This window comes from Sphingomonas insulae, from assembly GCF_010450875.1.
In the GTDB taxonomy this organism is placed as follows: Bacteria; Pseudomonadota; Alphaproteobacteria; order Sphingomonadales; family Sphingomonadaceae; genus Sphingomonas; species Sphingomonas insulae.
On sequence record NZ_CP048422.1, the window covers coordinates 594,964 to 614,055 of the forward strand.

Sequence of the window (19,092 nt, forward strand, 5' to 3'; positions counted from 1 at the left end):
CAGGGCAAGCACGCCCGTGCTGCGGCAAACCGCACGGGTTTACGCAACTGCACGTCTTGAAACGCGTTCGGGAAACGTGGCACGGGGATGTCATCCGCGTGTTCGCGCGGCACGACCACGCGAGACGACAGGATTCCGATGCCCAGTTCGACCACCGCCGCCCGGCGCCGTACCCGTCCTGCCGGCGTGCCGAGCCCGGTCGCGATGTTCTTTCAGGGGTTCCTGAAGCACCCGGTGATGGTGGGTTCGATCATCCCGTCGTCCGACAAGCTGATCCGCAAGATGCTGGGCCCGGTCGATTGGGGCGCATGCAAGCTGTTCGTCGAATACGGCCCCGGCGTCGGCACCTTCTGCCGCCCGATCCTGGAGCGGATGGCGCCCGATGCGACGCTGATCGCGATCGACACCAACGCCGATTTCATCCGCTACCTCGACCATACCATCACCGATTCGCGCTTCGTCGCGGTCGAGGGATCGGCGGCGGACGTCGAGCGGATCGTGCGCGAACACGGTCACGACCATGCCGATTACGTGCTGTCGGGCCTGCCGTTTTCGACGCTGCCGGACGGCGTCGGCCCGACGATCGCGGCAGCGACGCATCGGGTCATCCGCACCGGCGGCGCCTTTCTGGTCTATCAATTCTCGCCCAAGGTGAAGAATTTCCTGACGCCGCACTTCGACACGATCGATCATGACATGGAGTGGTGGAACGTGCCGCCCGCGCAATTGTACTGGGCGTGGAAGGATTGATCGCCAACGTGCCGTAATGCGACATTTTAGGTCGCCATCGAGGCAAACAGCGCTTTTCATTTATCTGAGGTTAAGCTAACGCGTCCGTTATGGACGCACAAAAGCTATCGTCTGCCTTGTTCCTGCACGATGCCGCGATCCGGCGGGGCATGGAATTGATGATCTTCGCCCAGTCGCGATTCGTCCGCAGCGCCGATGAGAAGCTGGCCGAAATGGGGCTGGGACGGGCGCATCATCGCGCGATGTACTTCATCGGTCGCAAACCGGACATCACCGTCGGCGAGCTGCTGACGCTGCTGGGGGTCACCAAGCAGTCGCTCGGCCGCGTGATGAAGGATCTGGTCGACCGCGACCTCGTCCAGATGCGGCACGGCGATCGCGACCGCCGGCATCGCCTGTTGCGGCTCACCGACACCGGCAGTGCGCTGGAAAAGGCGCTCTACGAAGAACAGCGGGACAAGATGGCCAACGCCTATTCCCACGCGGGGCAGGAGGCGGTCGCCGGCTATTGGTCGGTACTGGAAGCGCTTATTCCCGATGCCGCGCGGGTCCACGTCGACGCGCTCGGGCGATAGTCCGACCCGCGGCGGCCGGGCTGCAACGATCGGGACGCATGACGATCGCGGCGGCGATCACCCCTCGTCGATACCGAAGTTCAATCCGCGCGACACGCCGGGATCGATGACCGCGATCATGATATAGGCGCAGAACTGCCGCACGCGTTGCAGCACGCCGGTATGCGCCTTGTACCAGGCCCTGGTGATCGGCTGCGACCGCGCGATCTCACCCTCGATATAGCCGCGGACATGGTCGGCGAAGGCGCGATCCTCGATCCGCAGCATCAGTTCGAGATTGATGAACAGGCTGCGCATGTCGAAATTGGCCGATCCGACGTGCACCGCATCGTCGATCACGTACAATTTGGTATGCAGCTTGGTCGGCTGATATTCGAACAGTTGCACGCCCTTGCGCAACAGGCCGGCGTAGGTGAAGCGCGCCGCGGCGATGGTCGCGTTGTTGTCGGATTTGGCGGCGGTGACCACGCGGACCTTCGCCTTGCGCCGGCCGGCCTTGTCCAGCCGGCGCAGGATCGTCGGCGACGGCGTGAAATAGGCGGCGATGATGTCGATACGCTTGCCGCGGCGCAGGTCGTCGCGCACCGCGCGCGCCCAAGGCGACAGCCGCCGCGTCGGTCCGCCGATCAGCCAGCGCGTCGGGCCCGTGGTCTCGCTCCATTGCGACAGGGCGCGATTGAGCGGACGCACCTTGCCCCGTGGGCTGCGCACCCAGTCGTGCAGCGCGTCGAAATAGCCGGCGAGACGCCCCGCCGCCGGCCCTTCGACCAGCAGGCCGAGATCGCGCCACGCCTCCTGCGCGGGGGTGCCGAAATAATCGTCCTCGACGTTGAAGCCGCCGATGATGATCCGCTGCCGCTCGCTGCCGGCATCCGCCAGCGCGAGTTTCTGGTGATTGCGCAACAGGTAGCGCCGCCCCAGCCGCGGCGAAAAGCGGCACACCGACACCCCCGCCGCGAGCAACGGCGCGTAGAAATCGGCATCGGTCTCGCTGCCGAATCCGTCGACGACCAAAGCCGTGGCGACGCCCCGCTGCGCCGCGGCGATCAGCGCCGCATTGACCCGGCGACCGGTCTCATCGTCGGCATAGATATAATAGAGGATGCGCAGGTCGGTCGTCGCGCCGGCGATCAGCTCCAGCAACGCATCGAGCCGCCGGGGACCGGTGTCCAGCAGCGTCAGCCGGTTGCCGTCCACCGTGAACGTGGGTTGTGGGGCGGGCGCGTCCATCGCCGCATGCTGTGGCCGCTGGGGCGTCGCGGCACAAGGTGCGAGGGCGCGCGGGGCCGATTTCCTTGACTTGCACGCGGCCGTTGCGTAGGTCGACCGCTTCACTGCATCGGTATTTGCGAAGGAAAGCGTCCATGGCGCGCGTTACCGTCGAGGATTGCGTCGACAAGATCCCCAACCGTTTCGACCTGGTCCTGTTCGCCGCCCAGCGCGCGCGTCAGATCTCCGGCGGCGCGGAACTGCTGCTCGATCGCGACCGCGACAAGAACCCGGTCGTCGCGCTGCGCGAGATCGCCGACGAACTGGTGCGTCCCGACAACCTCGAAGAGGCGGTGGTGAACAGCCTGCAGCGCGTCCAGATCGAGGACGAGGACGAGGTCGATGCGGTGGGTTCGCTGTCGGCATCGGCCGAGGCGCTGCGCCTGACCGCCGCCGCGCCGCCGCGCAACCAGAACCTGGGCGCCGATTACGACGGGTGAGCATGAGGCGCCGGTTTAGCCACGCTAGACCGGCACAGGCCGAATGCCGGCCAGCGGGCGCCAGGCCCGACTGACGACGCGGCTTTGGCCGCGTCGTTTGCGTTTGGGGCAAGCCTCTCCTGCCATGCCCGCGAAGGCAGGGATCAGGGTCGCCATCCTCACGCTTCAGATGACTGCGAAAGGGTTCATGGATTCCCGCCTTAGGGGGATGACGAGCCATGTTCCGGGTCGAACGACACCCCATCGTCATCCCGGCGTTCGCCTGGACCCGTGGAGGCCCGCCGCCGGCGTTACGCGAACCGTTAACCCCATCGGATGGACGGATACCGGCGTTCGCCTGGATGACGCATGGGAAGCGTCAGATCGCGGAGTTCGCCGCGGCGAAGCATGGAAAGCGTCAGATCGCGGGGCACGCCGCGGCGAAGCATGGGGAGCGTCAGATCGCGGGGGCACGCCGCGGCGAAGCATGGGGAGCGTCAGATCGCGGGGCACGCCGCGGCGAAGCCGCGTCGTCAGTCGGACCTGTGGTCCGTTGGCCGGGGCAGGTCCGCGACGCGGACTAGCTGCGCTACTCCGCTGACCTGCCCTTGAACCCCTGCGCCACGACGAACCATTCTACCGACCCCTTGCGGCTCGACGGCGGCTTGGCGTGCTTCACCGTCTTGAAGTTGCGCTTCATCTCGGCGATCAGCTGCGAGTCGGCACCGCCGGCGAAGACCTTGGCGACGAACGATCCGCCCTTTTCCAGCACGTCGACCGCGAATGCCAAGGCCGTTTCCACCAGGGCCATCGTGCGCAGCGCGTCGGTCTGGGGATGGCCCACCGTGTTCGCCGCCATGTCCGACAGCACCAGATCGGGCGCGCCGCCCAAAGCCTCCATCAACCGGTCGGGTGCGGCATCGTCCATGAAATCCATCTGGAAGATCGTGACGCCGTCGATCGGGTCGACCGGCAGCAGGTCGATACCGACCACGGTCGCCTTGGGCGCCTGGCGCCGGATCACCTGGCTCCACCCGCCCGGCGCGATGCCGAGGTCGACGACGCGTTTCGATCCGCGGATGATACCGAACCGTTCGTCCAGCTCGATCAGCTTGTAGGCCGCGCGGCTGCGATAGCCCTCCGCCTTGGCGCGCTTGACGTACGGGTCGTTGAGCTGGCGTTCCAGCCAACGCGTCGACTGCGCCGTGCGCCCCCGCGCCGTCTTCACCCGCGTGCGCAGGCCACCACCGTCGCGGCTCATCGCTCGTTCCTCATCACGGTCGCGGGCTTCCCATCAAGCGTCGCAGGATGCCTTCGCGAATGCCGCGATCGGCGATGCCCAGCCGCTCGGCGGGCCACAGGTCGAGTATGGTTTCGAGGATCGCGCAGCCGGCGACGACCAGATCGGCGCGCTCGCTGCCGATGCAGGCGAGTTGGGCGCGTTCGCGCACCGACTTGCGCGACAGGTCCTCGCTGATCCGGCGCATCGCCGCCGACGGCACGATCAGGCCGTCGACCTGCGCACGGTCATAGTGGCTGAGACCCAGATGGACGCTGCCGAGCGTCGTCACCGTACCGCTGGTACCGAGCAGCCGCGGGCGCGCGATCCCCCGCGGCAGGCGTGCGGCGAAATCGGCGAAGCTGTCCGCGACGATCCGCCGCATCCGTTCATAGGCGGCCAGCCGCCCCGCCTCGCCTTCGCCGCCGCCGGCATGTTCGGTCAGCGACACCACCCCCCACGGCGCGGAATGCCAGTCGAGCACCCGCGGCATCGCGCCGCGCGTCGTGTCGATCAGCACCAGTTCGGTCGATCCGCCGCCGATGTCGAAGATGAGCGCGGGATCGTCGCCCGGTTCGATCAGCGCATGGCAGCCGAGCACCGCCAGCCGCGCCTCTTCCTCCGCCGAGATGATATCGAGGTGGATGCCGGTTTCCGCCAGCGCCCGCGCGATGAAGTCCGGCCCGTTGGCGGCGCGGCGGCACGCTTCGGTCGCGACCGATCGCGCCAGCGTGACGTTGCGGCGCTTCAGCTTGTCGGAACATACGCGCAGCGCCGCGATCGTCCGCTCGATCGCCGCATCGCTCAGCCGACCGGTGGCGGCCAGCCCCTCGCCCAGCCGGACGATGCGCGAAAAGGCGTCGATGACCGCAAATCCGTCGCCCTGCGGCCGTGCGATGAGCAAGCGACAATTGTTGGTGCCAAGATCCAACGCGGCAAACGCCTGCATGTCGGACCAGCGGCCGCGTTGCGGCCGGCCTGGCGCCGGACGGGCAGGAACGTCCTGCCGGTACGGCATTCGGGCGGATCCATCCCCCATAGCCGTGGTGACTCTCTATATATCTGCCTCACGGGACGATACCCGATCGGTGCTTGCCCCCTAGGTAGCGCGACCGGTGGCATGCGACAAGCCGAGGCCGCGTTTGTGTTGACAGCTACGCCCGCCCTGCCTAAATGCGCGCCCTGCGTTGCCCGATCCTCTAATGGTAAGAGAGCGGACTCTGACTCCGTCAATCAAGGTTCGAGTCCTTGTCGGGCATCCATTTTCCAGCCGTTTAGGTTGAACATCCCCCACCGTCAGCGTTCCGATGTCGTCCTCGGCATCGATGCCGCGTGGACCATCGGCAGGCCGAGCGGCGTGGCGCTGGCCGTCCGGACCGAGCGGGGCTGGACATTGCGGGCGGTGGCACCGTCCTACGCGCATTTCCTCAGCCCGCCATCGGATCGTCGCCACGACCGCGTGCCGACCGGCTCCGCGCCGGATGCGGCGGCGATGCTGGCGGCGAGCGAGCGGATCGCGGGCGCGCCGGTGGCGCTGGTCGCGATCGACATGCCGATGTCGCTGGACCCGATCACCGGGCGACGGCCGTCGGACAATGCGATCGCGCGGGCATTCGGTGCGCGGCAGTGTTCGACCCATTCGCCGAGCGTCGCGCGGCCGGGACCGCTCAGCGACGACCTTCGCGCAGGATTCGCCGCCGCCGGCTATCCGCTGCAGACCCGCGATGCGCGCGGTGGCGGGCTGATCGAGGTCTATCCGCATCCGGCGCTGGTCGTGCTGGCCAAGGCCTCGCGTCGCCTGCCGTACAAGGCGGGAAACAGCGCGAAATACTGGCCGGGCGAGCCGATCGCGGTGCGCCGCGCGCTGCTCGCCGACCAATGGCGACGGATCGCCACCTTGCTCGGCACGCAATTGGGGGGCGTGGCGGAGCACCTGCCGCCGCTGGTCGAGCCGGCGACCAGTGCGGCGCGCAAGGCGCATGAAGACATGCTGGATGCGATCGTCTGCGCCTGGATCGGCATCGCCGCCTTGTCCGGGCGCGCCGACCCCCATGGCGACGACCGGTCGGCGATATGGGTGCCGCGCGATGACGGAACGGAGCCGATCGTAACCGGTTGAGCCGGCATGGCCAGCTATGATCCCCGCTCCACCGCCCTCGTCCTGATCGACCTGCAACAGGGGATCGTCGCCGGCGACAAGGGGCCGCACGGCGCCGATGCGGTGGTGGCGGCCGGCAAGACGCTGGCAGAGCGGTTTCGCGCCGCCGGCGCGCCGGTGGTGCTGGTCCATGTCGGCTTCACCCCTGACACCATGCCGAGCCAACAGGTCGACCGGCCGAGCCTGCCCGCCGGGGGAACGCCGCCGGAATTCAGCGTGCTGGTCGAGGGGCTGCGACAGGATGGCGATATCGTCGTGCTCAAACACCATTGGGGTGCGTTCACCGGCACCGACCTCGACCTCCAGCTGCGGCGGCGTGGCATCGAAACGGTCGTGATCGCCGGCATCGCGACCAATTTCGGCGTCGAATCGACCGCACGGGCGGCATGGGAATTGTCGTACGACGTCGCCATCGTCGAGGACGCCTGCACGTCGCGATCGGCGGAGTTGCACGATTTTGCGATCCGCCACATCCTGCCGCAGATCGCGCGGGTGGTGACGGTGGCGGATGTGAGGCTCGATTGAGTGGTCATCGGACCAAATCGTCATCAACGCATTACCCGTCGTCCTCACCCTTCCGGCGTTGCGCATCCCTCCCTCTCCCGCCGGGAGAAGAAAGAGACGGCGTAGCCGGGGCAGGGCGAGGGTGAGCGCGGTCAGCTGGCCTCTGCGATCAGCTTTGCCGCGGCCGCGCCGTTCCAGTCGTTGCCGCCGTTCCAGCGCCACACTTCCTTACCGGCCGAATCGAACAGGATCGTCGTCGGCAGATTCGCATTCCAGCCGAGCGACAGCGCCATCTTGTCGTCGAGATACGGCACCAGCGACGACGCGCCATGCTCCTTCAGGAATCCCGGCACCTTCGCCGCGGCACCGGTATCCTGGCTGATCGCGGCGACCCGGATCGTGCCGGCCTTTGCCAGCGCCTCCAGCGTCGGCAGTTCGGCGACGCAGGGTCCGCACCATGTCGCCCACAGGTTCACCAGCACCGGTTTGCCGCGGAAGGCGGCGAGCGTCGTCGGCTTGCCGGCAGCATCCTTGAAGGTCGTGGCCGGCGCGGCCTCGCCCTTGCGACTGCGATCGATGCCGACCTGTGCGGCGGAGGCGGAACCGGTCGCTTCGTCGGGCGATGCCGTCGCGACATTTGCCTGCGCGACGTTCGCTTGCCCGGCGTCGGCGCTTTGCCTATCGCAACCAGCGGCGGCGAACGCCAGGAGACAGACGATCGCAACGCGCGAGGACAGGCCTGAGGACATGAGCGGTTCCAATTCGATGTGGGGCGGCAGGTTTGCCGAGGGCCCGGCAGCAGTGATGCGCGAGATTAACGCCTCCATCCCGTTCGACAAGCGGATGTGGCGTCAGGATATCGCCGGATCGAAAGCGCATGTCGCGATGCTGGCGCAGCAGGGCATCGTGTCGGCGGCGGATGCGACGACGATCGATGCGGGGCTGGACCGCGTCGCGGCGGACTATGCGGCGAACGGTGTCGCCGAGGACCTGGCCCTCGAAGATATCCACATGCAGACCGAGGCGAAGCTGGCCGAAGCGATCGGTCCGGTGGCCGGGCGGCTGCACACCGCGCGCAGCCGCAACGACCAGGTCGCGACCGATTTCCGGTTGTGGGTGCGCGACGCGATCGATCAGGTGCTCGCCGCGCTGGCGGAACTGACCGATGCGCTGCTGGCGCGGGCGGAGGAGCATGCCGATGCGGTGATGCCGGGCTTCACCCATCTGCAATCGGCGCAGCCGGTGACGCTGGGTCATCACCTGATGGCCTATGTCGAGATGGTGGCGCGGGATGTCTCGCGATTCCGCGATGCGCGGGCCCGCATGAACCTGTGTCCGCTCGGATCGGCGGCGCTGGCGGGAACGAGCTTTCCGTTGGACCGGGCAATGACGGCGCGGGCGCTCGGCTTCGACGGGCCGACGCGCAACAGCCTCGATGCGGTCAGCGACCGCGATTTTGCGATCGATTACCTGACCTGCGCGACGCAGACGTCGCTGCACCTGTCGCGGCTGGCGGAGGAATTCGTGCTGTGGGCGTCGCAGCCTTTCGGCTTCGTCGCGCTGTCCGACCAATGGTCGACCGGCAGTTCGATCATGCCGCAGAAGCGCAACCCCGACGCCGCCGAACTGGTGCGGGGCCATGCCGGGCGGATCCTGGGCTGCCAGACCGCATTGATGGTGACGATGAAGGGCCTGCCACTCGCCTATTCGAAGGATATGCAGGACGACAAGCCGCCGGTGTTCGAGGCGCACGACCTGTTGGGGCTGAGCATCGCGGCGATGACCGGAATGGTCCAGAGCGCGACGTTCCGCACCGACCGGATGCGCGGCCTCGCCGAGAGCGGCTTTGCCACCGCGACCGATTTTGCCGACTGGCTGGTGCGCGAGGCGGGACTGCCGTTCCGCGAGGCGCACCATGTGACGGGACGCGCGGTGAAGCGGGCCGAGGAACTGGGCGTGCGGCTCGACCAGCTGGCCTATGCCGAATTCCAGGCGATCGATCCGCGGGTGAACGAGAGCCTGTACGACGTGCTGTCGGTCGACGCCTCGGTCGCCAGCCGCACCAGCTTCGGCGGCACCGCGCCCGCCAACGTACGCGCCGCGATCGCCGCGGCACGGGAGACCCTGCGATGAAACGCCTGATTCCCGTCGTTGCACTGGCGCTCGCCGGCTGCGGCGCCGCCAAGGAATTGCAGCCGGCCGAGGGCGCCTCGCTGCCGCCAGCGCCTTACGGTGCGAAGGCGACGCCGACGCCCGAGCAATTGCTGACCCCGACCACGCAGCAGCGTCCGCAGCGTAGCGACGAGCTTCTCAAGAGTTCCGAGCAGCGCCGCAGCGACGAATTCGACCTGCCGCCCAATTGATACAGATGCCATGAACCATTTCGATTACCGCGACGGCATTCTCCATTGCGAGGACGTGCCGCTGACCCGCATCGCCGCGGAGGTGGGAACGCCCGTCTACGTCTATTCGACCGCGACCTTTCGCCGGCATGCGCAGGTGTTCCGCGACGGGCTGAAAGACGTCGGCCGCGTACATCTGGCCTATGCGATCAAGGCCAATCCCAACGTCGCGGTGCTGCGCGTGCTGGCGGACGAGGGCTACGGCGCCGACGTCGTGTCGGGCGGCGAGATGGCGCGGGCGCTGGCGGCGGGCATCCCGGCGGCGGACATCGTCTTTTCGGGTGTCGGCAAGACGCGCGGCGAACTCGCCCGCGGCATCGACGAGGGCATCGGCCAGTTCAACCTGGAGCTGGAGGAAGAGGGCGTCGTCCTCGCGCAGATCGCGCATGCCAGGGGCAAGGTGGCGCCCGCGACGCTGCGGGTGAACCCCGACGTCGACGCCGGCACGCATGCCAAGATCTCGACGGGGCGTGCCGAGAACAAGTTCGGCGTGCCGATCGACCAGGCGCCCGCGATGTTCGACCGGCTCGCGCCGATCGACGGGTTGAACCTGCGCGGCGTCGCCTGTCACATCGGCAGCCAGCTGGCCGACCTGTCGCGGCTGGAGGAAGCGTATCGGCGCATCGGGCAGCTGGTCGCCGACCTGCGCGCGCAGGGTCATACGATCAGCCGCGTCGACCTGGGCGGTGGCCTCGGCGTGCCGTACAAGCAGGGCGACGTGCTGCCGAGCCCGGCGGACTACGGCGCGATGGTGGCGCGGGCGACGCAGGGCTGGGATGTCGAACTGATGTTCGAACCCGGCCGCGTCATCGCCGGCAATGCCGGTGTGTTGCTGACCGAGGTGATCTGGGTGAAGCCCGGCGTCGTCAATCCATACGTCATCGTCGATGCAGCGATGAACGACCTTGCCCGCCCCGCCCTGTACGACGCATGGCATGATTTCGACGCGGTGACGCAGACGGATGCGCGGATGACCGCCAACATCGCCGGCCCGGTGTGCGAGAGCGGCGACACCTTCGCGATGGGCCGCGAGATCGCCGCGGTGGCGAGCGGCGACCTGGCCGTGTTCCGCACCGCGGGCGCCTATGGCGCGACGATGGCGTCGACCTACAACAGCCGCGCATTGGTGCCCGAAGTGCTGGTCGACGGCGACCGGTTCGCGGTCGTCGCCGACCGCATCGTGCCGGAGACGATCCTGGCCGCCGAACGGGTGCCGGAGTGGTTGAACCGGTGACGCTGCACAGCCTGCCGCTGTTCGTGCGGCTGGCGGGCCGCACCGTAATCCTGCTCGGCGACGGCGATGCGGCGGATGCCAAGCGCCGGTTGCTGGAGCGCGCTGGCGCGCGCGTCGTCGGCGAGGAGGCGGAGGCCGCCATCGCCATCGTCGCGATCGAGGCCGAGGATGCGGCACTGGCGGCGGTTGCGCGGCTGAAGGCGCGCGGGATATTGGTCAATGCGGTCGACCGGCCGGAGCATTGCGACTTCACCACGCCCGCGATCATCGACCGTGCGCCGGTGCTGGTCGCGATCGGCACCGGCGGGGTATCGGCGGGACTGGCGGCGGCGCTGCGCCAGCGGCTGGAGGCGGTGTTGCCCGCGGGCCTCGGCATGCTGGCCGAACGGCTGCACGCGGCACGGCCCGCCTTGCGGCGGCGCTATCCCGATGGCGGCGAACGGCGGCGGGCGCTGGGGGCGGCGATGGCGACCGGCGCGCCGCTCGATCCCCTGAGCGACGATGCGGATGTCGATGGCTGGCTTGCCGCCGACCAGCGCCGGGAGGCGGGGCATGTCCGCATCCTGCTGACCTCCACCGACCCCGACGACCTGACGTTGCGGCAGGCGCGCAGCCTGGCCAATGCCGATCGCGTGCTGCACCACCCCGGCGTTCCGGCGGCGATCCTCGATCGCGCCCGCGCCGATGCACTGCGGCAGCCGTGGCGGGACGGGTTGGCGGCGCAGGACGGGCTGACGGTCGAACTGGAGATGGCATGAGCGGCTTCGGCTATCGGGTCAGCGGCGGCAAGGTCGATCGCGTGGCGGTCACGGAGGCGTTGTCCTGCACCGCCGATTTCGTGTGGGTGCACCTCAACACCAACGAAGAGCATGCGCAGGTGTGGCTGCGCGATACGGCGAAGCTGGACGATTACGTCGTGGACGCGCTGACCGCATCGGAGACGCGGCCGCGCTGCGAGGCGTTTGCCGACGGGGCGCTGCTCAACCTGCGCGGTCGCTCGTCCGAAGAGATGTCGTCGGGTGATCCGCTCGCCTCGGTGCGGATCTGGGCGATCAAGGGCCGCGTCTATTCGGTGACGCGGCGGCCATTGATCGGCGTAGCCGATGTCGAGACGCAGATGGAGAAAGGCGCGATCGTCGATCCCGGCGACTTCATCGCGGCGGTGGCGACCGCGATCACCAGCGACCTCGATCCGCATGTCGCCGACCTCGGCGACGAACTGGACGATTGCGAGGAACGGCTGGATGCCAATCGCGTCTTCGACCTGCGGCGCACGGTGACGCGGGTACGGGTGGCGGCGATCGGCTATCGCCGCTTTCTGGCGCCGCAGCGGGCGGCACTGGAAAAGCTGGCGACGCTGCCCGGCGCATGGCTGGCGGAGGACGATCGCCGCCACCTCGCCGCCGCCGCCGACCGCGCCGCGCGCATGGCGGAGGAGCTGGAATCGATTCGCGAGCGCGCCTCGCTGATGCATGAGGCGCTGACCGACCTGCGCAGCGAGCAGATCGACAGCCGGTCGCTGGTGATCTCGATCGTCGCGATGGTCTTCCTGCCGCTGACCTTCATCACCGGGCTGTACGGGATGAACGTCGCCCACCTGCCCTACGCACAGGAGCCATGGGCATTCGATGCGATCATGGCGCTGTGCATCGGCATCGCGGTGCTGGTGGTCGGCTATTTCGTGCAGCGCCACTGGTTCCAGAAATAGCCTGCACCACCCGGGGGCGGGAACGGATCAGGCGGCGCGCGCCGTCCGCCATGCCTCGGCGATCTCGCTGAGGCTGCCCGCCGCTTCACGGAACGGGCGGGGATCGGTGCCGATCGATGCATCGACGATCGAGCGGCGGATGCCGCCATACAGCCGTGCAAGCGTGTTCGACACCTCGCCGCCACGTTCGAAATCGAGGCCCGATTCCAACGCGAACAGGATCGCCGTCGCCCGCGTGATGCGATCGCTTTTGGTGCGGAGCTGGTTGTGTTCGACGGCCCAGGCAGCGGCGCGCAGAGCGGACACCAATTCCTCGTACAGCAGCTGCACGAGGCCTGGCCCCTGCGCTTCGGCGGTCCGGCCGACGACGTCGATCTGGCGGTAGGTGGCGTAGGGATCGCCGGAAAGGAGCGTTGCGTAGGCCATCAGCTATTCTGTTCCCACGCCTTGAGCTGTCGTTCGAGGAAGGTCTGGCTCGCCTTGTAGGCGGACACCTTGCTGTTCATGCTGGAGAATTGTTGCGTCAGGCGCGTGTTCATCGAATCGGACTGCGCCGAGATCTTGTCCTGTTCGCTCGTCAGATCGGTCTGCGCCTTCGTATAGCGCGCGGTCGAGGCGCCGAGGCCCGACAGGCTGCTCGAAGCCGCGATCGAGATACCACTGAGCGAGCTGTTGAGGCCCAGCGCGTTGCTCGACGTGGTCGCGAACATCGCCTCCACCTCGTCCGGATAGGCGGCGAGCACCTTGTTCAACGTATCCGTGTTGACCGACAGCGTGCCGTCGCGGTTGGTCGCGATGCCGATCTGCGCCAATGTCGTCGGCGCGCCCACAGCACTGGCCGACGCCATCGTCTTGGTCGTCAGCCCCTGCAAGGACCGGAGCAGGGTCTTGGCCGCAGCATCCTCCTTGAGGTCGCCGGTGATCGCGTTGGTCATGTCCTTGGCGCTGGCATAGACCTGATTGTAGGTCTCGACGAAATCCGAAACCGCCTGCGACAACGCGGTGGTCGGGCGGCTGCTGGTCAGCGACACCGCACTGCCCGACACCGCATTCAGCTGCAGCTTGACGCCGGGTATCAGGTCGCTGATCGTGTTGCTGGAGCGCTGCACGTCGACACCGTCGACCGTCAGCTTCGCATTGGCGGCGGTGCCGGTCAGCGTCCCCTTGCCGACGCCGACGTTGAACTGTTCGAGCGGGCTGCCCGCCGTATCGGCCTTCAGCGTGAAGGCCTGCGCCGATCCCGTCGTGCCCTTCAGCGACAGCACCGCCTTGCCGTCCTGATCGGTGATGACGCTGGCGGTGACGCCGGTCTTGGCGGCATTGATCGCGGTGGCGATCCCGTCGATGCTGCCGTTGGTGACATCGATCGAAACCGCAGCGGTGCTGCCGGCCGTGAAGGCGGTCATGGCGGTGCCGGCGGTATTGTAGGTGGCGGTGCCGAGTGTCAGCGTCAGCTTGCCCGTGCCGATCGGCGTCGTCCGGCTGTCGACCGCGGCCGATCGGGCACCCTGCGCCGATGCCAGCGCGGTCACGGTGACCGACGAGCTGAGGTTGCCCATCTTCGTTCCGCTGATGGCACTCGCCGACAGCACGCTGCCGTTCGAACTCACCGGCTGCGATTGCAGCGTGCCGCCGGCGGTCAGCGAACCGAGCGCGGTGGAAAAATTGGTGATGGTGTTCTTCAGCGTGCCGGCCGCGGAAATCTGCGCGGTCAGCTTGGTGTTCTTCGCTGCCAGGGCAGCGGTCTTGGCGGCAAATTGCGCCTGGACCAGCGAGCTGACCAGGGATGCCGTGTCGACCCCCGAGCCGGTGTTGAGCGAGGTGAGGATGCTCTGCGCGGCATTCTTGGTGACGTTCGCCGTCGACGTGGCCGACGGCGTCGGCGTCGGTGTCGGCGTGCTCGTCGTCGTAGTGATCGTGGCCATCGTCGAGAACTCCGCTTCATCAGTGTTAACGGCCGCAGCCCGGCGAAATTAAGGAATTTTCCGTTCGATCTTGATGCCGTGTTCGTCGAACCGGGCGCTTTCCGGCACATCGATGGGAGGCTGCATGACACCGCCCGCCGCCGCGTTGAGGTTGAAGACGAAGGCCAGCACGGTGGCGATCGCCACGTACAGGTCGTCGCGAACCTCCTGCCCTTCGCGGCTGGTGTAATAGACCGCGCGGGCGAGCATCGGATATTCGAGGATCGGCACGCGGCTTTCGCCGGCGACCTCGCGGATCGCCAGCGCCGTCGCGCCACGCCCCTTGGCGACCACCACCGGCACCTGGTCCCTGCCGCGATCGTAGCGCAGCGCGACCGCGAAATGCGTCGGGTTGGTGAGCACGACATGCGCCTCCGCCACCGCCTTGCGCACGCCGCCGGTCGCCATCGCCCGCTGCATCGCGCGCTGATGGCCCTTCGCTTCCGGCGAACCTTCGGTTTCCTTGTGCTCGTCGCGCACCTCCTGCTTGGTCATGCGCAGCTTGGACAGGAGCTGGACGATCTGGATCGGCACATCGAACAGGGCGATGGCGAGCAGGCCGCCGGCCATCGCGATCATGATCCCGGTGAAGGTGCCACCGAGCGCCGCCACCGCATCGCCGAGGCTGGAGGAGCTGAGGCCGAGCGTGGTTCGGCTCGATTTCCACAGCATGTAGCCGCCAATGACGGCGAGAAGGACGACTTTCAGCAACGACTTGCCGAGTTCGATCCACCCCTGTGGACCGATGATCCGCTTCAAACCGGAGGCGGGATTGATCCGATTGCCCTTGAAGGCGATCAGCTTGTTGTTCCAGGTTAGCGAACCGAGGCCCGCCGAGCTGACGATGGTGGCGATGACGCTGACCGCGAACAGCGTGATGAGCGAGGGCAGCAGCTTTGTGCCGGCCTGCTGCAGCGGACGCCAGGGCGAGAAATCCTCGACGTCGGCGCGATCGAACTGAAAGCTTGCGGCCATCACCGCCTTGCACGCCGCGATCAGCGACGGGCCGGCGAAGATCAGCCAGGCCACCCCCGCCATCACCACCAGCGCCGTTGCAAAGTCCTTGGACTTGAGGATGTTGCCATCCTCCGCCGCCTTTTGCTTGCGCTTGGGTGTCGGGGCTTCCGTCTTGTCGCCACCCTCCGACATCAGCTGTTCACCAGGCCCTGCGTCGCCGCGAGCCCTTCGCGGACGATGACCAGCATATAGTCGCCCATCGCCGGAAACGCGACCGCAAGCGCGATCACGCCGACGGCCAGGCTGGCGGGCAGGCCGACCGAGAACAGGTTGAGCGCGGGCGCGGCGCGGCTGACCATGCCGACGATGAGGTTGAGGCAGAGCAGCAGGAAGCCGACCGGCAATGCCAGCAGCAACCCGGCAAGAAAGGCGTAGCCACCGAAGAAGGCGATCTGTTTCAACCGGTCGGGGGCGATCCAGGTGCCGGGCGGCATCGTCTCATAGGATTTCACCAGCAATTCGACGAGGACGAGGTGGCCGTCGACCGACAGGAACAGCAGGGTGAGCATGATCGTGAAGAACTGGCCGAGCGCCGGCGACGAACGGCCGTTCTGCGGATCGATCGACGAGGCGAAACCGATGCCCATCGACCCGCCGATGATTTCGGACGCGATCATCGGCGCGGCGAACGCGATCTGCAGGATGAAGCCGATCGCGGCGCCGACCAGCGCCTCTGCGACGATGGCGAGGATCGTCGCGACCGCGAATATCTGCGTCGGCGGGACGATCGGATGGACCTTGAGCACGAAGATGCCGATCGCCCCCGACAGGCCGACGCGCACGGGCAGCGGGATCGATACGGCGCCGAAGACGGGCGCGACGATGAACGCCGCACCGATCCGCACCATGACGAAGATCAGCGCCCACAGCTGCGGTTCGATGGCGAGGCCGAAGCCTAGCACGGCGCAGCCTGCGAGAGAGCGCGCGCCGCGCGCCACGCAGGCAAGCCCGGCCGACGGGTCGGCAAAGCCGAACCCGATCGACGCGGCTTTGCCGCGGCGCGTGGCCCACACGCTTCGTCACCCCGGACGTGTTCCGGGGTCCACCTGTCTGCAGGCTTAGGGCTGGAGGCTCCAGCCCTATGCCTCGCCGCGGAGTGGACCCCGGAACACGTCCGGGGTGACGGGTGGGTCGGGAACAGCGTGGTCACTATTTTACCAGATCCGGAATGCGTTCGAACATGCCGACGGTGAAATCGGTCAGCAGCCCGAGGATCAGGCTCCCGAAGATCATGATCGAGAATGCGACGACCAGCAACTTGGGCACGAAGCTCAGGGTCTGCTCGTTGATCGACGTCGCCGCCTGGATCATGCCCAGGATCAGGCCGGCGAGCAACGCGGGGATGAGGATCGGCGCGCTGGCGAGGGCCAGCACCCACATCGTCTGGTTGGCGACGGTGAGGAAGTAATCGGCGTCCATTCGACTGTCCTCAGGTCGCGAAACTGTTGGCGAGGCTGCCCATGGTCAGCGCCCAGCCGTCGACCAACACGAACAGCAGCAGCTTGAACGGCAGGGAGATGATGGTCGGCGACAGCATCGCCATGCCGAGCGCCATCAGCACCGTCGCGACGACGAGGTCGATGACGATGAAGGGCAGGAACATCAGGAAACCGATCTGGAAGGCGGTCTTGAGTTCCGAGGTGACGAAGGCGGGGAGCAGGACCGCGAACGGAATGTCGCTGGACGAGGCATAGGGGCCGGACTTCGCCATTTCGGCGAACATCGTCACGTCCTTGATCCGCGTCTGCTTGACCATGAAGGCGTGGAGCGGCGCACCGGCCCGCTCGATCATCTGCGTGCCGGCGAGCTGGCCGGCGGCATAGGGCTGGATCGCCTGGGTGTTCATCTGGCTGATCGTCGGCGCCATGATGAACAGCGAGAGGAAGAGGGCGAGGCCGATCAGGACCTGGTTGGGCGGCGTCTGTTGCAGGCCCAGCGCCTGGCGCAGCACGGCGAGGACGATGACGATGCGGGTGAAGCTGGTCATCATCAGCAGGATGCCCGGCAGGATCGTCAGCAGGCCCATGATGATGAGCACTTGCAGCGACAGCGACAGCGGTGCCGACTGGGCACCGCCGCCCGATGCCGCCCCCGCGCTCAGCTGGCCGAGCGCCCGGTCGACGGCGTCGCCGACGCCGGGTGCGGGCGCGGCGGCGGGTGCAGCCTGGGCGAAAGCGGGCATGGCGATCAGCAGCGCCAGCAGCAGCGCGAGGACGCCCCACACCCATTTGTGCCCGCCCGACGCGCGCGGCGTCGACGCCGAAGGCCTGAACAGCGCCGGACCTGCGCCGCGCCGGGTCACCGTGACGGTCACTGGTCCACCTTGTCGATCAGGTTGACGCCGCCGCGACCGACCGAGACGAGCAGCCGCTTGCCCTCGAAATCGAGCACCGCGAGGCGCAGGCCGGGCGAGATCATCATCGTTTCCTTGACCGCGATCAGGCGGTTGGTCGGTTTGCCGCCGGGCATCCGCGTTTCGAGCTTCCGCCACGCATACAGGCAGCCGATCATCAGGCCGCACACCAGCGGCAGCAGGATCACGAGCTTGAGGATATAGGACCAGAGCATGGTCGATCAGTTCCGCGCGGCGGATTTGTCGGGAGCGACGAGTTCGGTCATGCGCACGCCGAAGCGGTCGCCGACCGTCACCACCTCGCCACGGCCGATCAGCGTGCCGTTGACGAAGACGTCGAGCAGTTCGTTGGCCTGGCGGTCCAGTTCGATGACGCTCGATTCGCCGAGCGCGAGCAGTTCGCGCAGCGTCAGCGAGGTCGAGCCGATCTCGACGGTCAGCTTGACGTCGACGTCCTGCAGCAACCGGAAATTGGCGGCCACTCCGGCATCTAGCGGGAAGCCGCCGGTCATGTCGTTCATGCGTCAGGTCCTTCGTCGTCGAATCGGGCAATGGAGGTGAGGCGGACGGCGGCGTGGCCGTTCGAGGTGCCGACGGTGCCGCGCCCCAGACAGTCGTTGCCGACCATCACTGGCACCTGCGCATCGAAGCTGATCGGGATGACATCGCCTTCCTTGAGGTTCATCAGCAGCGCCAGCGGCACCACCGGCTCGGCGAGCACCGAGCGGATCGGGAAGCGGACGTTCATCGCGGCGCGGGTCAGCGACGTGCGCCACGCGGGGTCCGCCTCCGCCTTGTCGAGCACCTTGCCGGTCAGCGTCGGTGCGTGCGGCTTCAGCGCGGTGACCGGATAGATCAGGTCCATGAAGACCGGCTTGTCGTCGCCGGCGGCGATGCCGAAACGGGTGACGATCATCGCATCGTCGGCGTCGGTCGACAGCATCGCGGCGTTCGATTCGACGTGGCCCGGCGCAAAATCGATCCGGGCGAGCGGTTCCCACGCGGTCCGCAGCGGCGCGGCGATCGTCTGGCCGATCTTGCCCACCATCGCATCGGCGGCGGGCGAGAATTCGGTCGGCATCAGCAGCGGCGTCGTGCCGTTGCCGCCGAAGAACAGGTCGAGCAGCTGGAGCACGAACACGCCGTCGAGCACGCACAGGGCGCTGGCACCCTGGGGCGACATCGTCATCGGCAACCATGCGGTCAGCAGGTCGCCCTTTTCCGAACGATAATCGCCGAAGCGTTGCACGACGAGGGGTTCCGCCCACGCGCGCACCTCGCGACGGAGCAGCGGCTCGAACACGCCGCGCAGCGAGCGTGCGAGGCGTGCGGACAGATGCTGCAACGTGTGCAGATCGCCGAACGGATTGAGCTTCGTCGCGCCCAGCCCCGCCGCATGCGCAGCCGGTACGCGATCCCGCGCCCGTCGATCAGAGGTTGCCTCGGCGTTAACCATGACC

General features: G+C 67.5%; 23 protein-coding genes and 1 tRNA gene. 11 read left to right on the forward strand and 13 right to left on the reverse strand.

Features of this window, described 5'->3' with window-relative positions:
- Positions 1–138: 138 nt before the first annotated feature.
- Both GTH33_RS04340 and GTH33_RS04345 read left to right on the forward strand, forming a co-directional pair.
- On the forward strand, positions 139–750 hold the full coding sequence (locus tag GTH33_RS04340; protein ID WP_163957250.1) for a class I SAM-dependent methyltransferase: 612 nt from the start codon (positions 139–141) through the stop codon (positions 748–750).
- 89 nt (positions 751–839) lie between these two features.
- Positions 840–1,325 carry a MarR family transcriptional regulator gene (locus GTH33_RS04345; protein ID WP_163957251.1) on the forward strand — a complete coding sequence of 162 codons (486 nt, stop codon included), beginning with the start codon at positions 840–842 and terminating at the stop codon, positions 1,323–1,325.
- Positions 1,326–1,382: 57 nt separating this feature from the next.
- Here GTH33_RS04345 and GTH33_RS04350 read toward each other — a convergent pair whose 3' ends face one another.
- Positions 1,383–2,555: a phospholipase D-like domain-containing protein gene (locus tag GTH33_RS04350; protein WP_163957252.1), complete on the reverse strand. Its 1,173-nt coding sequence runs from the start codon at positions 2,553–2,555 to the stop codon at positions 1,383–1,385.
- 134 nt (positions 2,556–2,689) lie between these two features.
- Here GTH33_RS04350 and rpoZ point away from each other — a divergent pair, with 134 nt between their 5' ends.
- Positions 2,690–3,034 (forward strand): DNA-directed RNA polymerase subunit omega, encoded by a 345-nt coding sequence (gene rpoZ / locus GTH33_RS04355; protein WP_163957253.1) that lies wholly within the window; start codon positions 2,690–2,692, stop codon positions 3,032–3,034.
- A 568-nt stretch (positions 3,035–3,602) separates the two neighbouring features.
- Here the strand turns inward: rpoZ and GTH33_RS04360 are convergent.
- Together GTH33_RS04360 and GTH33_RS04365 are read right to left on the reverse strand one after the other, a co-directional pair.
- Positions 3,603–4,274, reverse strand: a complete 672-nt coding sequence (locus GTH33_RS04360; protein ID WP_163957254.1) for an RlmE family RNA methyltransferase — start codon at positions 4,272–4,274, stop codon at positions 3,603–3,605.
- A gap of 13 nt (positions 4,275–4,287) precedes the next feature.
- Positions 4,288–5,310: a Ppx/GppA phosphatase family protein gene (locus GTH33_RS04365; protein ID WP_163957255.1), complete on the reverse strand. Its 1,023-nt coding sequence runs from the start codon at positions 5,308–5,310 to the stop codon at positions 4,288–4,290.
- Between the two features lie 170 nt (positions 5,311–5,480).
- On the opposite strand from GTH33_RS04365, the gene GTH33_RS04370 reads away from it, so the two are divergent.
- From GTH33_RS04370 to GTH33_RS04380, 3 genes are all read left to right on the forward strand, one after another.
- Positions 5,481–5,554, forward strand: a tRNA-Gln gene (locus GTH33_RS04370).
- A gap of 17 nt (positions 5,555–5,571) precedes the next feature.
- Entirely contained in the window at positions 5,572–6,411 is an 840-nt protein-coding gene (locus GTH33_RS04375) for a DUF429 domain-containing protein (protein ID WP_249054996.1), read from the forward strand.
- Between the two features lie 6 nt (positions 6,412–6,417).
- Positions 6,418–6,975, forward strand: a complete 558-nt coding sequence (locus tag GTH33_RS04380) for a hydrolase (protein ID WP_163957256.1) — start codon at positions 6,418–6,420, stop codon at positions 6,973–6,975.
- Between the two features lie 131 nt (positions 6,976–7,106).
- Here the strand turns inward: GTH33_RS04380 and GTH33_RS04385 are convergent, their stop codons facing one another.
- Positions 7,107–7,703: a TlpA family protein disulfide reductase gene (locus tag GTH33_RS04385; protein WP_163957257.1), complete on the reverse strand. Its 597-nt coding sequence runs from the start codon at positions 7,701–7,703 to the stop codon at positions 7,107–7,109.
- A 16-nt stretch (positions 7,704–7,719) separates the two neighbouring features.
- Between GTH33_RS04385 and argH the strand changes: the two genes are divergently transcribed.
- Genes argH through GTH33_RS04410 form a run of 5 tightly spaced genes read left to right on the forward strand, consistent with a single transcriptional unit; the run spans position 7,720 to position 12,298 of the window.
- Positions 7,720–9,087: an argininosuccinate lyase gene (gene argH / locus GTH33_RS04390; RefSeq protein WP_163959587.1), complete on the forward strand. Its 1,368-nt coding sequence runs from the start codon at positions 7,720–7,722 to the stop codon at positions 9,085–9,087.
- Positions 9,084–9,317 (forward strand): hypothetical protein, encoded by a 234-nt coding sequence (locus GTH33_RS04395; RefSeq protein ID WP_163957258.1) that lies wholly within the window; start codon positions 9,084–9,086, stop codon positions 9,315–9,317. Before argH ends, GTH33_RS04395 begins: the two co-directional genes overlap by 4 nt.
- Before the next feature lie 10 nt (positions 9,318–9,327).
- Positions 9,328–10,590, forward strand: a complete 1,263-nt coding sequence (gene lysA / locus GTH33_RS04400; RefSeq protein WP_163957259.1) for a diaminopimelate decarboxylase — start codon at positions 9,328–9,330, stop codon at positions 10,588–10,590.
- Positions 10,587–11,348, forward strand: a complete 762-nt coding sequence (locus GTH33_RS04405) for a precorrin-2 dehydrogenase/sirohydrochlorin ferrochelatase family protein (protein WP_212592686.1) — start codon at positions 10,587–10,589, stop codon at positions 11,346–11,348. Before lysA ends, GTH33_RS04405 begins: the two co-directional genes overlap by 4 nt.
- Positions 11,345–12,298: a zinc transporter ZntB gene (locus tag GTH33_RS04410; protein ID WP_163957260.1), complete on the forward strand. Its 954-nt coding sequence runs from the start codon at positions 11,345–11,347 to the stop codon at positions 12,296–12,298. The genes GTH33_RS04405 and GTH33_RS04410 overlap by 4 nt, the downstream gene beginning before the upstream one ends.
- Before the next feature lie 27 nt (positions 12,299–12,325).
- On the opposite strand, the gene fliS is transcribed toward GTH33_RS04410, so the two are convergent.
- The 9 genes from fliS to GTH33_RS04455 form a co-directional block, all read right to left on the reverse strand.
- Positions 12,326–12,724: a flagellar export chaperone FliS gene (gene fliS, locus GTH33_RS04415; protein ID WP_163957261.1), complete on the reverse strand. Its 399-nt coding sequence runs from the start codon at positions 12,722–12,724 to the stop codon at positions 12,326–12,328.
- The gene (gene fliD, locus GTH33_RS04420; protein WP_163957262.1) at positions 12,724–14,223 is read right to left on the reverse strand and encodes a flagellar filament capping protein FliD; all 1,500 of its coding nucleotides are present in this window, start codon (positions 14,221–14,223) and stop codon (positions 12,724–12,726) included. The genes fliS and fliD overlap by 1 nt, the downstream gene beginning before the upstream one ends.
- A 48-nt stretch (positions 14,224–14,271) precedes the next feature.
- A complete protein-coding gene (gene flhB / locus GTH33_RS04425; RefSeq protein WP_163957263.1) occupies positions 14,272–15,411 on the reverse strand; it encodes a flagellar type III secretion system protein FlhB in 1,140 nt (379 codons plus the stop codon).
- The gene (gene fliR, locus GTH33_RS04430; protein WP_163959589.1) at positions 15,411–16,181 is read right to left on the reverse strand and encodes a flagellar biosynthetic protein FliR; all 771 of its coding nucleotides are present in this window, start codon (positions 16,179–16,181) and stop codon (positions 15,411–15,413) included. The genes flhB and fliR overlap by 1 nt, the downstream gene beginning before the upstream one ends.
- Before the next feature lie 247 nt (positions 16,182–16,428).
- On the reverse strand, positions 16,429–16,698 hold the full coding sequence (gene fliQ, locus GTH33_RS04435) for a flagellar biosynthesis protein FliQ (RefSeq protein WP_037535176.1): 270 nt from the start codon (positions 16,696–16,698) through the stop codon (positions 16,429–16,431).
- A gap of 10 nt (positions 16,699–16,708) precedes the next feature.
- Positions 16,709–17,593 carry a flagellar type III secretion system pore protein FliP gene (fliP, locus tag GTH33_RS04440; RefSeq protein WP_163957264.1) on the reverse strand — a complete coding sequence of 295 codons (885 nt, stop codon included), beginning with the start codon at positions 17,591–17,593 and terminating at the stop codon, positions 16,709–16,711.
- On the reverse strand, positions 17,590–17,847 hold the full coding sequence (locus GTH33_RS04445; RefSeq protein WP_163957265.1) for a flagellar biosynthetic protein FliO: 258 nt from the start codon (positions 17,845–17,847) through the stop codon (positions 17,590–17,592). The genes fliP and GTH33_RS04445 overlap by 4 nt, the downstream gene beginning before the upstream one ends.
- Before the next feature lie 6 nt (positions 17,848–17,853).
- The gene (fliN, locus tag GTH33_RS04450) at positions 17,854–18,153 is read right to left on the reverse strand and encodes a flagellar motor switch protein FliN (protein ID WP_163957266.1); all 300 of its coding nucleotides are present in this window, start codon (positions 18,151–18,153) and stop codon (positions 17,854–17,856) included.
- Entirely contained in the window at positions 18,150–19,088 is a 939-nt protein-coding gene (locus GTH33_RS04455; protein ID WP_163957267.1) for a flagellar motor switch protein FliM, read from the reverse strand. The genes fliN and GTH33_RS04455 overlap by 4 nt, the downstream gene beginning before the upstream one ends.
- Positions 19,089–19,092: the final 4 nt, after the last annotated feature.

What these genes read in the sequence shown, in the direction of transcription:
- fliS (WP_163957261.1), bottom strand. Translation starts at nt 12,724, where the DNA reads ATGGCCTACGCAACGCTCCTTTCCGGCGATCCCTACGCCACCTACCGC.
- GTH33_RS04360 (WP_163957254.1), bottom strand. Translation starts at nt 4,274, where the DNA reads ATGAGCCGCGACGGTGGTGGCCTGCGCACGCGGGTGAAGACGGCGCGG.
- flhB (WP_163957263.1), bottom strand. Translation starts at nt 15,411, where the DNA reads ATGTCGGAGGGTGGCGACAAGACGGAAGCCCCGACACCCAAGCGCAAG.
- GTH33_RS04395 (WP_163957258.1), top strand. Translation starts at nt 9,084, where the DNA reads ATGAAACGCCTGATTCCCGTCGTTGCACTGGCGCTCGCCGGCTGCGGC.
- GTH33_RS04385 (WP_163957257.1), bottom strand. Translation starts at nt 7,703, where the DNA reads ATGTCCTCAGGCCTGTCCTCGCGCGTTGCGATCGTCTGTCTCCTGGCG.
- GTH33_RS04445 (WP_163957265.1), bottom strand. Translation starts at nt 17,847, where the DNA reads ATGCTCTGGTCCTATATCCTCAAGCTCGTGATCCTGCTGCCGCTGGTG.
- GTH33_RS04455 (WP_163957267.1), bottom strand. Translation starts at nt 19,088, where the DNA reads ATGGTTAACGCCGAGGCAACCTCTGATCGACGGGCGCGGGATCGCGTA.
- GTH33_RS04350 (WP_163957252.1), bottom strand. Translation starts at nt 2,555, where the DNA reads ATGGACGCGCCCGCCCCACAACCCACGTTCACGGTGGACGGCAACCGG.
- GTH33_RS04410 (WP_163957260.1), top strand. Translation starts at nt 11,345, where the DNA reads ATGAGCGGCTTCGGCTATCGGGTCAGCGGCGGCAAGGTCGATCGCGTG.
- argH (WP_163959587.1), top strand. Translation starts at nt 7,720, where the DNA reads ATGTGGGGCGGCAGGTTTGCCGAGGGCCCGGCAGCAGTGATGCGCGAG.
- lysA (WP_163957259.1), top strand. Translation starts at nt 9,328, where the DNA reads ATGAACCATTTCGATTACCGCGACGGCATTCTCCATTGCGAGGACGTG.
- fliD (WP_163957262.1), bottom strand. Translation starts at nt 14,223, where the DNA reads ATGGCCACGATCACTACGACGACGAGCACGCCGACACCGACGCCGACG.
- GTH33_RS04380 (WP_163957256.1), top strand. Translation starts at nt 6,418, where the DNA reads ATGGCCAGCTATGATCCCCGCTCCACCGCCCTCGTCCTGATCGACCTG.
- GTH33_RS04345 (WP_163957251.1), top strand. Translation starts at nt 840, where the DNA reads ATGGACGCACAAAAGCTATCGTCTGCCTTGTTCCTGCACGATGCCGCG.
- fliN (WP_163957266.1), bottom strand. Translation starts at nt 18,153, where the DNA reads ATGAACGACATGACCGGCGGCTTCCCGCTAGATGCCGGAGTGGCCGCC.
- GTH33_RS04365 (WP_163957255.1), bottom strand. Translation starts at nt 5,310, where the DNA reads ATGCCGTACCGGCAGGACGTTCCTGCCCGTCCGGCGCCAGGCCGGCCG.
- rpoZ (WP_163957253.1), top strand. Translation starts at nt 2,690, where the DNA reads ATGGCGCGCGTTACCGTCGAGGATTGCGTCGACAAGATCCCCAACCGT.
- fliQ (WP_037535176.1), bottom strand. Translation starts at nt 16,698, where the DNA reads ATGGACGCCGATTACTTCCTCACCGTCGCCAACCAGACGATGTGGGTG.
- GTH33_RS04340 (WP_163957250.1), top strand. Translation starts at nt 139, where the DNA reads ATGCCCAGTTCGACCACCGCCGCCCGGCGCCGTACCCGTCCTGCCGGC.